Genomic DNA, 13039 nt, shown 5'->3' with positions numbered 1-13039 from the left:
GCGACACATGTCCCTTATCTTGGGGAATTGGCACCACGACAGGGCTGCTACATTGGTTCGCAGGCGCTGCTTCAGTGCACGCGCACCAGTCCCAACGACGTCCTCCTGGAGGACTTGCCGACCTGGCCCGCAAGGGTCAGGTCGTTTTTTTTGCCCGCGGCGCCCCGGACGGGGACAGGGCCGCCGGGCCGAAGCCGTGGGCCAGCGCCTCGCGCAACCAGGCCACCAGCACCTGCACGCCGCGTGGCACCTGGGCGCTGTGCGGCCGGATGGCCCACAGCCGCTCGGCGAAGGCGCCCACGGGCCGCCAGGCGGGCAGCACCGGCAGCAGCTGGCCGCTCTGCAGCGCCGCCTGCGCACTGAAATCGGGCAACAGCGCGATGCCCAGGTCGCCCAGCGCCGCCTCGCGCAGCGCCTCGGAGTTGTTGGCGGCCAGCGGCCCGCGCACCGCCACGCGGTGGCGCGCGCCGCCCTGGCGCGCTTCGAGCTGCCAGACCGGCGTGGCGCCCGGGCGTGGGTAGTACAGGCAGTCATGCGCGCTCAGGTCCAGCGGGTGCGCGGGCGTGCCGCGCGCGCGCAGGTAGGCCGGGCTGGCCACCAGCACCGAGCGGGTCTCGCACAGCGGCCAGGCCACATGGGTGTCGGGCGGCGCGTGGGTGTGGCGGATCGCCAGATCAAAGCCCTCCTGCGCCAGCGAGGCCAGGCGGTCGGCCAGGTCCAGCTCCAGCCGCAGCTCGGGGTAGCGGCGCAGGAAGTCGGGCAGGCGCGGCAGCAGCTGCTGGCGGGCCAGGGCCACCGGTGCGGTGACGCGCAGCAGGCCGCGCGGCGCGCCGGCCAGGTCGCGCACGCTGGCCAGCGCGGCGTCGATCTCGGCGAAGGCGCCGCGGCTGCGGTCCACCAGCTGCTGGCCCGCCTCGGTCAGGCGCACGCTGCGGGTGGTGCGGCGCACCAGCGGCACGCCGGCCTGGGCCTCCAGCTCGGCCACGCGCTGGCTCATCAAGGCCTTGGACCAGCCCAGGCGCTGCGCGGCAGCGGTGAAGCTGCCGGCCTCGCCCAGCACGGTCAGCGCATGCAGGTGGGCCCAGGGTGGGTGGCGAGGGGCGTTGTCGGTGCTGGTCATTGGTTCGTCTGCAGTGACTGTGATTGTTCACCAATGCGAACAATAAATCCAGCGTGCCGGTCTTCTGCGCAAGGCCACGGCTGCCTAGACTGGCGCGCATCGCACAGCCTGCCCGACGGAGACTCCCATGGCCCTCGCCCCCGTGTCCTACACCGCCCGCGCCGACATCGGCCACTTCATCGCCGGCCAGGCCGTGAATGGCAGCGGTGAGCGCCGCCAAGCGGTCTACAACCCGGCCACCGGCGAGGTGGCGCGCCATGTGCGTCTGGCCGCCGAGGCCGATGTGCACGCCGCGGTGGCCGCCGCCGCCGCCGCCTTCCCCGCGTGGGCCGAGACCCCGCCGCTGCGCCGCGCCCGCATCCTGAACGCCTTCCTGGGCCTGCTGAACCAGCACAAGGACACGCTGGCGGCGATGATCACCGCCGAGCACGGCAAGGTCTTCACCGACGCGCAGGGCGAAGTCACCCGCGGCATCGAGATCGTCGAGTTCGCCTGCGGCGCGCCGCAGCTGCTCAAGAGCGACTTCACCGACCAGGTGGGCACCGGCATCGACAACTGGACGCTGCGCCAGCCGCTGGGCGTGGTGGCCGGCATCACGCCGTTCAACTTCCCCTGCATGGTCCCGATGTGGATGTTCCCGGTGGCCCTGGCCTGCGGCAACAGCTTCGTGCTCAAGCCCAGCGAGCGCGACCCCAGCCCCAGCCTGTTCATCGCCGAGCTGCTCAAGCAGGCGGGCCTGCCCGATGGCGTGTTCAACGTGGTGCAGGGCGACAAGCTGGCCGTGGATGCGCTGCTGAACCACCCCGAGGTGAAGGCCGTCAGCTTCGTCGGCTCCACCCCCATCGCCCAGTACATCTACGAGACTGGCGCGAAGAACGGCAAGCGCGTGCAGGCCCTGGGCGGCGCCAAGAACCACATGGTGGTGATGCCCGACGCCGATGTCGAGCAGGCGGTGGACGCGCTGATCGGCGCCGCCTACGGCTCGGCCGGCGAGCGCTGCATGGCGATCAGTGTGGCGGTGCTGGTGGGCGACGTGGCCGACAGGATCGTCCCGAAGCTGGCCGAGCGCGCCCGCGCACTGAAGGTGATGAACGGCCTGGAGCTGGCCGCCGAGATGGGCCCGATCGTCACCCGCGAGGCGCGCGACCGCATCGAGGGCTATGTGGCGCTGGGCGTGGAGGAAGGCGCGCAGCTGGTGGTCGATGGCCGCGGTCTCACCGTGCCCGGCCATGAAACCGGCTTCTGGACCGGCGGTACGCTGTTCGACCACGTCACGCCGCAGATGCGCATCTACCAGGAGGAGATCTTCGGCCCGGTGCTGGCCTGCGTGCGGGTGAAGGACTTTGCCGAGGCGCTGCAGCTGGTCAACGAGCACGTCTACGGCAACGGCGTGGCCTGCTTCACCAGCGACGGCCACATCGCGCGCGAATTCGGCCGCCGCGTGCAGGCCGGCATGGTGGGCATCAACGTGCCGATCCCGGTGCCGATGGCCTGGCATGGCTTCGGCGGCTGGAAGAAGAGCCTGTTCGGCGACATGCACGCCTACGGCGAAGAGGGCGTGCGCTTCTACACCAAGCAGAAGTCGATCATGCAGCGCTGGCCCGCCAGCATTGCCAAGGGCGCCGAGTTCGTGATGCCGACGGCCAAGTGAGTCGGCGCAGGAAACCCGGTTACTGCGGCGCCACGGCTGCGATTACCATCCGGGACAGCGCTTTCCGCCCATGACGCGGGGAGCCTTGTCCTCGCCGTCATCCATGCCGCGCACCAAGTCCGCACCGCCTTCGCCTGCCACGCCGCCCACCGCCGGCAAGGCCTCCCGCCTGCAAATGGCCGACATCGCCCGCCTGGCCGGGGTGTCGGTGTCCACCGTCTCGCGCGCGCTGGCCGGCAGCAGCCTGGTCAACGAGGCCACCCGCCTGCGCGTGGCCGAGCTGGCGCGTTCGCTGAACTACACGATCAACGTCGGCGCGCAGAACCTGCGCCTGAAGCAGAACCGCACGATCGCGGTGGTCGTGCCCTACGACCCGGCGACCCGCCAGCACCTGTCGGACCCGTTCTTCCTGAGCCTGATCGGCAGCCTGGCCGATGCGCTGACCGACCGCGGCTACGAGATGCTGGTCTCGCGCGTCGACGTCAACCGCCTGGACCTGGCGGCCCAGAGTTACGAGGCCGGGCGGGCGGCCGGCATCGTGCTGGTCGGCCAGTGGCACCACCACGAGCAGCTCAATGAACTGGCGGTGCGCGGCGTGCCGCTGGTGGTGTGGGGTGCGCAACTGCCCGGCCAGGCCTATGCCACGGTGGGCAGCGACAACGTGGCCGGCGGCCAGCAGATGACGCGGCACCTGATCGAGCGCGGCGCCCGGCGCATTGCCTTCATGGGCGACACCGCGCTGGAGGAAATCGGCCAGCGCCACCGCGGCTACCTGCAGGCGCTGGCCGAGGCGCGCCTGCAGGCCGACCCGGCGCTGACCCGCCAGGTGCCCTTCGAGACCGCGGCGATCGAGCACGCGGTCGAGACGCTGCTGGCCGACGGCACCGACTTCGACGCCCTGTTCTGTGCCTCCGACCTGATGGCGATGACCGCGATCGGCGCGCTGCAGCGCCTGGGTCGGCGGGTGCCGCAGCAACTGCGGGTGGGCGGCTACGACGACATCGCGCTGGCCGCCCACTACCACCCCAGCCTGACCACGGTGCGCCAGCCGATCGAGGCGGCCGGCGAGCAACTGGTGGCGGCACTGCTGGAGCAGCTGGACGGCGCGCGCCCGGCCTCGCGCCAGTTGCTGACCGAGCTGGTGTTGCGCGACAGCAGCCGCTGACCACGCCGACCGCCGCCCCGCGCCAGGCAGGCGCCGGGCGCGGCCCGAGCCGCTGCGGGCCCCTTGACGGCTTGTCCGGGAAAACCGGCATTGCAATCGATTGCGATGCCCGCGACGATCGCGGTATCGCATCGACACTCGGGGGCCGCATGCCGCCCGACGCCACCGTCACCATGAGCGCCGCCAAGCCCATCCTCTCGCCCCGCCAGATCGTCCAGATGAACGTGGGCTTCCTGGGCCTGCAGTTCAGCTTCGGCCTGCAGCAGGGCAACATGAGCCCGATCTACGGCATCCTGGGGGCCGACGAGTCGGCGCTGCCGCTGCTGTACCTGGCCGGGCCGGTCACCGGCCTGCTGGTGCAGCCCATCGTCGGTGCGATGAGCGACCGCACGCTGTCGCCGCGCGGCCGGCGCACGCCCTACTTCCTGATCGGCGCCATCCTGTGCTCGCTCAGCCTGTTCGCCATGCCCTACAGCTCGGCGCTGTGGATGGCGGCGGCGCTGCTGTGGATCCTGGACGCGGCCAACAACATCACGATGGAGCCCTACCGCGCCTATGTCAGCGACCGGCTCGATCCCTCGCAGCACGCCCAGGGCTTCCTCACCCAGAGCGCCTTCACCGGGCTGGCGCAGACGCTGAGCTACCTGTCACCCTCGATCCTGGTCTGGCTGGGCATGAACCGCGACGCGCTGGACGCCAACGGCATCCCGGTGATCACCCGGGTGTCCTTCCTGATCGGCGCGGTGCTGTCGTTTGCCACCATCTGGTACAGCATCCGCCGCGTGCCCGAGCTGCCGCTGAGCGAGGCGCAGCGCGCCGAGATCGCCGCGCTCAAGACCGGCCTGGGCGCCACGCTGCGCGAGATCTGGGACGCGATCCGCGAGATGCCCACCGCGATGCGCCAGCTGGCGGTGATGAAGCTGTTCCAGTGGTACGCGATGGTCTGCTACTGGCAGTACGTGATCCACGCGGTGGCGCGCTCGGTCTTCGACACCACCGACCCCAACAGCGCGGCCTTCCGCGAGGCCTCGCTGGCCTACGGCCAGGCCGGTGCGTTCTACAACCTGATCGCCTGCGTGGCGGCCTTTGCGATGGTGCCCTTCACGCGCCGCCTGGGCGCCGGCAAGGTGCACGCCTTCTGCCTGGCCGCCGGCGGTGTGGGCATGCTGATGCTGCCGGGCCTGCACGACCGCTGGATGATCTTCCTGCCGATGATCGGCGTGGGCCTGGCCTGGGGCAGCATCATGGGCAATCCGTACGTGATGCTGGCCAGCAGCATCCCGCCGCAGCGCACCGGGGTCTACATGGGGATCTTCAACATGATGATCGTGATCCCCATGCTGATCCAGAGCGCCACCCTGCCCTTCATCTACCGCAGCTGGCTGGGCGGCGATCCGCGCCAGGTGGTGATGCTGGGCGGTGCGCTGCTGCTGTGCGCGGCGGTGGCCACGCTGTTCGTGCGCGTGCCGCGCGAGGTGCCGGCGCGCTGACCGATCAGCCGGTGCGCTCGCTCATCAGCAGCTTCACACCGAAGCCGATGAAGAGCAGGCCGGCCACGCGGTCCAGCCAGTGCAGGCGGCGCTGCACCGCGGGGTGACCCGCCATCCAGGCCGCGGCCCAGGCCCAGCCCAGGTTCACCGGCAGGCTGCCCAGGTTGAAGACCACGCCCAGCGCCAGGAACACCGCCGTCTTGTGGGCGGCATCGGGTGCGATGAACTGCGGCAGGAAGGCCAGGAAGAAGATCACCACCTTGGGGTTGAGCACGTTGGTGGCGAAGCCGCGGCGGAAGGCGCCGCTCAGGTCGGTCGATGCGGTGGAGGCGGCCAGTGGCGTCGGCTGGCCGCCGCGCTGCAGCAGCGCCCGGGCGCCCATCCAGAACAGGTAGGCCGCGCCCACCCACTTCAACACCCCGAAGGCCAGTGCCGAGCCGGCCAGCAGCACGCCCAGGCCCAGCGCCGCGCCCAGCACATGGACGAAGCAGCCGGCCACCACGCCCAGGGCTGCCGCCACGCCGACCCGACGGCCGCCGCGCAGCGCATGGCTGACGATGCACAGCACGTCGGGGCCGGGCGTCAGGTTCAGCAGCCAGCCGGCCCCGATGAAGAGCAGCAGGGTGTGGGTGTCGGGCATGGCCGCAGTATCGGCCACGCCGCTGGCCTGCCCAGACCCTCAGGCCAGCAGCTGCAGGTCGAACAGCCGCTCGGTGCACCAGAGCATGGCCACCACGCCGGCCAGCGCCGAGCCGCCGCCCAGCACCCAGCGCCGGTAGCCCGGCTGCCGGTGTCCCCACCAGGCCAGCGGCAGCCACAGCGCCACCACGCCCAGCTGGCCCAGCTCCACACCCAGGTTGAAGCCCGCCAGGGTGCGCGCCAGGTCGGCCCGGTCCAGCCCGAGGTCGCTCAGCGCGCCGGCAAAGCCGAAGCCGTGCACCAGGCCGAACAGCGCGCTGATCTTCCAGCGCGGCGACGGCAGGAAGGGCCGCAGGTTGTCGATCGCCGTCAGCGCCACGCTGGCCGCGATCAGCGACTCGACCCAGCGCGTCGGTGGGCTGAACACCCCCAGCATCGCCACCGCCAGCGTCACCGAATGCGCCACGGTGAAGGCGCTGACGGTGCGCGCCACATCCAGCAGCACCGGGCGCCAGTGCGGCGCCGCTGTGCCCGCCGCGCCGCCCCGCAGCACCGCGGGCAGCAGCAGCACCCACAGGAACAGCAGATGGTCGGCGCCGATCAGGATGTGGTGGATGCCCTCGCCGATGTAGGCCGCCCAGCCGGCCGTGGCGGGCGCGCCCGCCGCCGACTGACCGGCCCGGGTCCAGGTCCGCTGATCGCCGGGGGCCAGCGGCATGGGCTCGGCGCCCGAGGCCGGCGGGTCACCTACCCAGCGCAGGATGGCGCGGTGCGCCGGGTCGCTGTGGGCGAACAGGCGGTACTGCAGCACCAGCGCAGCGGCCGCCGCGGGGCACTGCCAGTCGCGCCGCAGCACGGCATGGGTGCCGTCGGCATGCTCGTCCACCTGCACCGGGGCGAGCGGGCCGGCCGCACAGTCGCCGCCGGCGGGCGTGCCCAGGCCGAGCGCCGGCCGCAGCCAGGCGTCGAGGTCGGCCTGGCGCTGGCGCAGCTCACCCCAGGTGATGCGACCATCGTCGTCGGCGTCCAGCGCCAGTTCGCGGTCCAGGTCGCGCAGTGACACGTCCAGGCGTTGCTGCACCTGCTCGCCCACCACCGTGAGTGTCAGGTAGGCGGTGCTGGGCGCATGCGCCATCGCCACCCCCGAACAGGCCACCAGCCACAGGGCCAGCGCCAGCCGGCGCAGCGGTCGGCCCAGCGCGCTCATGAGCCCACCCCCGGGCGCGGCCGCTCGCTCGGCCAGCGCCGATCGACAAACCCCTGGGTGCGCGCCCAGGCGCGCACCGGGGCCGCGGCCTCGGGGCGGCCGGCCGCCTGCGCGGCGCGCAGCACGGCCAGCGCGTCGGCGGGCTCCTTCTGCAGCTGCCACTGGCCCAGCGCCAGTTCCAGCGCCACTGAAGCGCGGCCGCGCAGTTCCAGCTCGAAGCGCGACAGCTCGCGGGCGTGGCTGTTGTCCTGGCGCAGCCGGGCCGCATCGAAGCGGGCCTGGAGCTGCGCGATGCTGGCCGCCGCGGCGGGGTCGCCCAGCCGCTGCTGCGCCAGCGCCAGGCGCAGCAGCAGCGCATCGGCCTCAGCGCGGTCAGCCAGCAGGCGCAGCACCTCGCGCTCGCGGCGCTGGTCCAGCAGCCAGTCGGCATGGGCCGCCAGGGCGTAGACGCCGGGCGAGCCGGCGGTGGCCTCGCGGAACAATGGGCCGGCCTCGGCCGAACCCAGGCGGGCGGCCAGCTCGGCGCGCACCAGTGCCAGCCAGGCGGTGTCCAGCCCGCTGCCCGCCGCGCGCCGCGCGATCGACGCCAGGGTGCGCTGGGCAGCCTGCGGATCGCGCCCCTGCAGGCTGTCGAGTTCGGCCAGGCAGACCTGGCCGGTCCAGGCCGTGGCGGGGCCCAGGGCCTGGTCAACCCCGGCGGCCAGGCGCTCGCAGCCGGTGCGCGCCTGCGCCCAGTTCCCCAGCACCTGGTGCAGCGTGGCGCGGGTCCACTCGGCCTGGGCACGCACGGCCAGCGGCACCGGTGGCGTGGCGCCCGCGGGCGCGTCGGCCAGCGCATCCAGATCCGCCAGCGCGGCGCTGAAGTCGTGCTGGTTCTGGCGCAGTGTGGCCCGCAGCAGGCGCACCGGCGGGGGCGGCGCGGCCAGCCCCCACCAGGGCGCCAGCGCGGCCTGGGCGGGGCCCAGCTCGCTGGGGTCGCCGCGGGTGCGGGCGCGCTCCAGGGCCTCGCGGGCCAGTGCCAGCGCCAGCGGCAGCCGGGTGGGGTCGGCGCGCGGGGCCTGCAGGCGTGCGCGCTGCGGCGGCGCGTCGCCCAGCCGGGTGGGCAGTTGCTGCAGCAGCTCGGCGTCGTCGCCGGGGGTTCTGGGCGCGGCCGGCGCGGCAGGGGTGAACAGCGCCGCCAGCACGCCCAGCGCGGCGCCCATCAGGCGGTGTGACAGAGGTCCGGACATGGTGGGTGGGGGTCAGGACAGGGAGAGCGGCCGTGGCATCGCGCCCCGGCCGCACGGGGACGCGCTGGCCGCCGCGTCGGGCGGCCAGCGGCGTCAGCGGCCGATCACATCGCGCCGGGCGTGGGCGTGTTCAGGTACGGGAAGCCCGGCAGGAAGGGCGTGACCGCCTGGTCCACCGCGTCATGCAGCTTGAACGAGGTGGCGCCCAGCGGCACCGCCGACGGCTTGCACTTGGCGCCGAAGCCCAGTGCGTCGGTCGTGCCATTGGCCATGCACAGACCGCCCATCATCGCCACCAGCGAGATGTCGACCACATCGTCCTTGGGCCGGCGGCCGTTGGGGTAGCCGGCCAGGTCGTTGCCGCCGGCCAGCAGGTTGCCGACGATGCCCAGGCGGTTCTGCTGCGCGAAGGGCACCGGCGGGATCGCGGTGTTCAGGCGCAGCATTTCAGACGGCACCACATTCGCCGGCCGGTTGACGCCCGCGATGCCGGTCAGGAAGGTGGTGCTCAGGTCGGTGCGCGGGTAGTTCTTGGGCGCGATGCCGGGCAGGCCCAGCGCGATCTTCAGCAGCTTGGGCAGGGTCGGGTGGGTCACGTAGGTGGCGAACTGGCCGTCGGCGGCGGGCGCCGAGGCGTTGAAGCGGTTCTTGTCGGGCAGGCCGATGACCACCTCGTTGACCAGGGGCATGCCCAGGCGCGACACCTGCACCCAGTCGCCCTGCACGCGCTCGGTGCGCTGCAGGCCGCTCTTGGGATCGGCCTCGAGCAGGCGGCTCTGGCGCAGGCTGGCGGTGGTCCAGCCACCGATCACCGGCTCACCCGGGCGGGTCAGGCAGGCCTTGGGAATCTCCAGCGCCAGCGTGGTGACGTTGCTGCTGGCGATCGGGTTGGGTACGGCGCCCAGGTAGGCCGGGTCGGTGATGACGGCGGCCGGCGCATGCACCAGGTCGAAGACCACGCCCAGGTTGACCGCGAAGCCTTCGGCGCGTTGGCCGACGAACATCCGTCCCGGGGTGGCGCAGCCCGGCAGGTTGATGTTGTAGAGGTGCTTGGCCGCGTAGGCCGGGTAGTCGGCAATCGTCTTGGTGCCGATGTTGTCGACCGGCTTGTCGAAGACGCTGGCGCCGGTGTCGGCGTTGGTGACCGTCCAGGCCGTGCCCTTGCGGCGGTCCCCCTGCATCAGCGTGACGGTGAAGGTCTGCGCCACGTTCAGGTTGGCGTCCGCCACGTTGGCCACCGGGCCGGCCTGCACCAGGGGGATGGGCACGCTCTTCGAGCCCACCGGCAAGGCGATGCCCTTGCCGCCGGCCAGCTGGTTGCTGAAGCGGAACTGGAAGCTCAGGTCTTCCTGGGCATCGCCGTTGTTGTCGATGTGGATCTCGTACAGCGCGTTCGGATCCATCGAGAAGTAGTTCGGGCCGCCGTAGGCGTCCTGCAGCGGCTGGTAGTTGGCGATCAGCGTGACGAAGTCCGAGCGGCCCGGCTCGTAGCTGGTGAACAGGTAGAAGTCGGTGCCGTCGACCTTGGGCGCGGTGGTGATGAAGGGTGCTTCGCGGTGGCTGGATGCGCCGGCCGGCACGCTCAGGGCGCACAGGGCGGCGGCAACCAGGGGCGCCAGGCGCAGGGTGGAAGGGATCATGGTGGCTCCTCAATCGGTGATGGGTGGGACCCGGCGGCCTGGCCGGGTCTGCGGTCTGTACGAGCCGGTCAGGGGCGCGGATGCGGGCACGGGCATCTCCCTGCCGGGCCCTGGGGCACTGCATCCAGCCGCCGGGCTGCTGCGTACGCGGGCGCGTGACGGGTGCATCTGCGGCGGCTGCCGCTGCGTAGAGACCCTGGACCCGACCCACCCACCGCCTGGAGCCCCCATGCCGTTCCTAGAATCCGCCCAATCTGTTGCTGCACGGGTGACCCGCCATGGCTGAGCTTTCCGATCCCGCCTCGCCCGCGCAGGCGCAGCTGGCCCTGTGGCTGTCGCGCGTCGCCCTGGGCGACCGCGCGGCCTTTCGCCACCTGTACGACGCGGTCGGCGGCCGGTTGCTGGGTGTGATCCTGCGCATCAACCGCGACCGTGCGCAGGCGGAAGACCTGCTGCAGGAGGTCTTCGTCAAGATCTGGGGCGCGGCGGCCAGCTTCGACGGCCAGCGCGCCCAGCCCCTGACCTGGATGACCGCCATCGCCCGCCACCGCGCGATCGACAGCCTGCGTCGCCGGCAGGCCGAGCCGGTGTGGGTCAGCACGCGGGGCCTGGACGACGACCCCGACGATCTGCTCGACACCCTGCCCAGCGACCACCCCGGCCCGCAGGACCTGCTGGCGCGTGCGCTGGAGGACGGCGCGGTGCGCGGCTGCCTGGGCGGCCTGCGTGCCGAACAGCAGCAGAGCCTGGCGCTGGCCTTCTACGACGGCCTGACCCACCCCGAGCTGGCCCAGCACCTGGGCCAGCCGCTGGGCACCGTCAAGAGCTGGCTGCGACGCGGCCTGCAGGCCCTGCGCAGCTGCCTGGAACGCAGCGGCGCGATCGAGCCGACGGGAGCCTGAGATGGACTACTCCCGCCCCCGTCTGGCCGATCGCCTGGCCTGCGAGTACGTGCTGGGCACGCTGCGCGGCGCCGCACGACGCCGCTTCGATGCGCTGCTGCCGGCCCACCCGACGCTGCGCCGCGCGGTGGCCGCCTGGCAGGAGACGCTGCTGCCGCTGGCCGGCAGCATCGCGCCGGTGACACCGTCGGCACGCGTGTGGCAGGCGATCGAGGCGCGGCTGTTCGGGCCATCGCCCACCGCCGCCGCGCCCGCGCCCTGGTGGCAGCGGCTGCTGCCCTGGCGGGTGGCCGCCGGCCTGGCCAGCACGGCCGCACTGGCCTTGGCGGTGGCACTGGCGGTGCCGCCGCCGCCCACCGCGCCGGTGCTGGTGGTGCTGATGCCCAATGCCAACGCCAGTGTCACGTCGGCCCAGCTGTCCCAGGCCCGGTTCGTCGCCAGTGTCAGCGCCGATGGCCGCGGCCTGGTGCTGCGTCCGCTGGACACGCTGAGCGTGGACGCCGGTCGCGCGCTGGAGCTGTGGGCGGTGCCCGCCCAGGGTGCCCCGCGCTCGCTGGGCCTGGTGGCCAGCGACCGCTCGACACGTCTGCTGCGCGACAGCCTGCTGCAGAACACCGCCGCCTTCGCGGTCAGCGTCGAGCCGGAAGGCGGCTCGCCCTCGGGCGCGCCCACCGGGCCGATCATCTCGGTGGGCTCGCTGAGCTGAGCGACCGGGGCCCGCGCCGCACCTGGGCGCGCCGCCGGTCAGCCCGCCGAACTCAGCCCGCCGTCCGGGCGGGCCCGGCCACCGACTCGCGCACCACCACCGGCCCGGCGATCTTGGTCAGCGCGCGCGGCAGGCGCTCGCCCGCCGCCAGCGACAACAGCAGCTCCACCGCGGTGCGGCCCATCTCCTCGTTGGGCAGCACCAGGGTCGTGAGCGGCGGGTGGGTGTGGCGCGAGATCTCCTGGTCGTCATAGCCGATCACCGAGACATCGGCCGGCACGCGCAGGCCCAGGTGCTTGAGCGCCTCCAGTGCACCCAGCGCCATCAGGTCGTTGGCGCAGAAGATGGCGCTGGGCGGGCGCGGCAGCGCCATCAGCGCCAGGGCCTGCTCGTAGCCGCTGCCCGACATCCAGTCGCCTTCGCGCAGCAGCTGCGGATCAAAGGGCAGGTCGGCCGTGGCCAGCGCACGGCGGTAGCCCTTCAACCGGTCCTGGGCGGCCTCCATCCAGGGCTCGCCATTGATAAAGGCGATCCGGGTGTGCCCCTGCGCGATCAGGTACTCGGTGGCCGCGTGGCCGCCGGCGACTTCGCTGGGCACCACGGCCGGCAGACGCCGCCGGTCATCGTGGCAGTTCAGCAGCACCAGCGGCCGGGCCAGCAGGGCCTCGGGCACCTCGACGGGGCGCGTGAAGATCGTCGAGTACACCACCCCGACCAGACCGGGCTGGTTCAGCATCGCGGCGATGGTGGCGTTTTCCTGCTCGGGGTTGCTGCGGGTGACGGCCACCTGCAGCACGCAGCCCTGCTCCCAGGCGGCGTCCCGGGCGCCATCCAGGCTCACCACCGGGTGCGGGCTGGTCGAGATCTCGTCGACCAGGTAGCCGATCACCGCCTGCTGCTTGGCCAGCGCGTTGGGCAGCGACGGGTCGCGGTGCGGCAGGCGGTAGCCCAGGGCCATGGCCTCCTGCAGCACGCGGGCGCGCGTGTCCGCCGACAGGCGGGCCCCGCTGGCGTTGTTCAGCACCATGGACACCGTCGATTGCGAGACGCCCGCCGCCTTGGCGACGTCGGTCATCGTGGGGCGGCGGGTGCGCGGTGGGGACGTCCGGCTGGGGCTCATGGTGGATGCACGGTCGGTCACGTGGGCTGGCGATTGTCCCAGGCTGCCGCGTAGCCGTCCGGGTTGCCGCTCTGCCAGCGCCAGGCGTCGGCACACATCTGCTCGAGGCTGCGCGTGGCCTGCCAGCCCAGCAGCTCGCGCGCCCGCGTGGCGTCGGCGTAGTAGCTGGG

Annotated in this window: 11 protein-coding genes; 5 read left to right on the top strand and 6 right to left on the bottom strand. The window is 72.8% G+C overall.

What is annotated here, in order from left to right; all coding sequences use genetic code 11:
- Positions 1 to 136: 136 nt before the first annotated feature.
- On the bottom strand, positions 137 to 1120 hold the full coding sequence (locus KAK03_RS00055) for a LysR family transcriptional regulator (RefSeq protein ID WP_210850973.1): 984 nt from the start codon (positions 1118 to 1120) through the stop codon (positions 137 to 139).
- Between the two features lie 127 nt (positions 1121 to 1247).
- Here KAK03_RS00055 and KAK03_RS00050 point away from each other — a divergent pair, with 127 nt between their 5' ends.
- The 3 genes from KAK03_RS00050 (at position 1248) to KAK03_RS00040 (ending at position 5426) form a co-directional block, all read left to right on the top strand.
- Entirely contained in the window at positions 1248 to 2771 is a 1524-nt protein-coding gene (locus KAK03_RS00050) for a CoA-acylating methylmalonate-semialdehyde dehydrogenase (RefSeq protein WP_210850972.1), read from the top strand.
- A 103-nt stretch (positions 2772 to 2874) separates the two neighbouring features.
- A complete protein-coding gene (locus KAK03_RS00045) occupies positions 2875 to 3936 on the top strand; it encodes a LacI family DNA-binding transcriptional regulator (RefSeq protein ID WP_247660850.1) in 1062 nt (353 codons plus the stop codon).
- A 149-nt stretch (positions 3937 to 4085) separates the two neighbouring features.
- A complete protein-coding gene (locus tag KAK03_RS00040; RefSeq protein WP_247660849.1) occupies positions 4086 to 5426 on the top strand; it encodes an MFS transporter in 1341 nt (446 codons plus the stop codon).
- Positions 5427 to 5430: 4 nt separating this feature from the next.
- Here KAK03_RS00040 and KAK03_RS00035 read toward each other — a convergent pair whose 3' ends face one another.
- The 4 genes from KAK03_RS00035 to KAK03_RS00020 form a co-directional block, all read right to left on the bottom strand.
- Positions 5431 to 6066, bottom strand: a complete 636-nt coding sequence (locus KAK03_RS00035) for a LysE family translocator (RefSeq protein WP_210850971.1) — start codon at positions 6064 to 6066, stop codon at positions 5431 to 5433.
- Between the two features lie 39 nt (positions 6067 to 6105).
- A complete protein-coding gene (locus tag KAK03_RS00030; RefSeq protein WP_210850970.1) occupies positions 6106 to 7272 on the bottom strand; it encodes a HupE/UreJ family protein in 1167 nt (388 codons plus the stop codon).
- Positions 7269 to 8501, bottom strand: a complete 1233-nt coding sequence (locus tag KAK03_RS00025) for a hypothetical protein (protein ID WP_210850969.1) — start codon at positions 8499 to 8501, stop codon at positions 7269 to 7271. Before KAK03_RS00025 ends, KAK03_RS00030 begins: the two co-directional genes overlap by 4 nt.
- A 104-nt stretch (positions 8502 to 8605) precedes the next feature.
- Complete coding sequence (locus tag KAK03_RS00020; RefSeq protein ID WP_210850968.1) at positions 8606 to 10141, bottom strand: DUF4331 domain-containing protein; 1536 nt, start codon at positions 10139 to 10141, stop codon at positions 8606 to 8608.
- Between the two features lie 278 nt (positions 10142 to 10419).
- Here KAK03_RS00020 and KAK03_RS00015 point away from each other — a divergent pair, with 278 nt between their 5' ends.
- Entirely contained in the window at positions 10420 to 11043 is a 624-nt protein-coding gene (locus KAK03_RS00015) for a sigma-70 family RNA polymerase sigma factor (protein ID WP_210850967.1), read from the top strand.
- Position 11044: 1 nt separating this feature from the next.
- Positions 11045 to 11749: an anti-sigma factor gene (locus tag KAK03_RS00010; protein WP_210850966.1), complete on the top strand. Its 705-nt coding sequence runs from the start codon at positions 11045 to 11047 to the stop codon at positions 11747 to 11749.
- Between the two features lie 52 nt (positions 11750 to 11801).
- Here the strand turns inward: KAK03_RS00010 and KAK03_RS00005 are convergent, their stop codons facing one another.
- Positions 11802 to 12824: a LacI family DNA-binding transcriptional regulator gene (locus tag KAK03_RS00005; protein ID WP_210850965.1), complete on the bottom strand. Its 1023-nt coding sequence runs from the start codon at positions 12822 to 12824 to the stop codon at positions 11802 to 11804.
- Between the last annotated feature and the right edge of the window lie 215 nt (positions 12825 to 13039).

The organism is Ideonella alba, assembly GCF_018069845.1.
Lineage (GTDB): Bacteria > Pseudomonadota > Gammaproteobacteria > Burkholderiales > Burkholderiaceae_C > Ideonella > Ideonella alba.
Note: the sequence above shows the minus strand (reverse complement) of the source record. Positions and strands in the feature narration are given on the sequence as shown.

What these genes read in the sequence shown, in the direction of transcription:
- KAK03_RS00055 (WP_210850973.1), bottom strand. Translation starts at nt 1,120, where the DNA reads ATGACCAGCACCGACAACGCCCCTCGCCACCCACCCTGGGCCCACCTG.
- KAK03_RS00025 (WP_210850969.1), bottom strand. Translation starts at nt 8,501, where the DNA reads ATGTCCGGACCTCTGTCACACCGCCTGATGGGCGCCGCGCTGGGCGTG.
- KAK03_RS00005 (WP_210850965.1), bottom strand. Translation starts at nt 12,824, where the DNA reads ATGACCGACGTCGCCAAGGCGGCGGGCGTCTCGCAATCGACGGTGTCC.
- KAK03_RS00035 (WP_210850971.1), bottom strand. Translation starts at nt 6,066, where the DNA reads ATGCCCGACACCCACACCCTGCTGCTCTTCATCGGGGCCGGCTGGCTG.
- KAK03_RS00045 (WP_247660850.1), top strand. Translation starts at nt 2,875, where the DNA reads ATGCCGCGCACCAAGTCCGCACCGCCTTCGCCTGCCACGCCGCCCACC.
- KAK03_RS00020 (WP_210850968.1), bottom strand. Translation starts at nt 10,141, where the DNA reads ATGATCCCTTCCACCCTGCGCCTGGCGCCCCTGGTTGCCGCCGCCCTG.
- KAK03_RS00030 (WP_210850970.1), bottom strand. Translation starts at nt 7,272, where the DNA reads ATGAGCGCGCTGGGCCGACCGCTGCGCCGGCTGGCGCTGGCCCTGTGG.
- KAK03_RS00040 (WP_247660849.1), top strand. Translation starts at nt 4,086, where the DNA reads ATGCCGCCCGACGCCACCGTCACCATGAGCGCCGCCAAGCCCATCCTC.
- KAK03_RS00010 (WP_210850966.1), top strand. Translation starts at nt 11,045, where the DNA reads ATGGACTACTCCCGCCCCCGTCTGGCCGATCGCCTGGCCTGCGAGTAC.
- KAK03_RS00050 (WP_210850972.1), top strand. Translation starts at nt 1,248, where the DNA reads ATGGCCCTCGCCCCCGTGTCCTACACCGCCCGCGCCGACATCGGCCAC.
- KAK03_RS00015 (WP_210850967.1), top strand. Translation starts at nt 10,420, where the DNA reads ATGGCTGAGCTTTCCGATCCCGCCTCGCCCGCGCAGGCGCAGCTGGCC.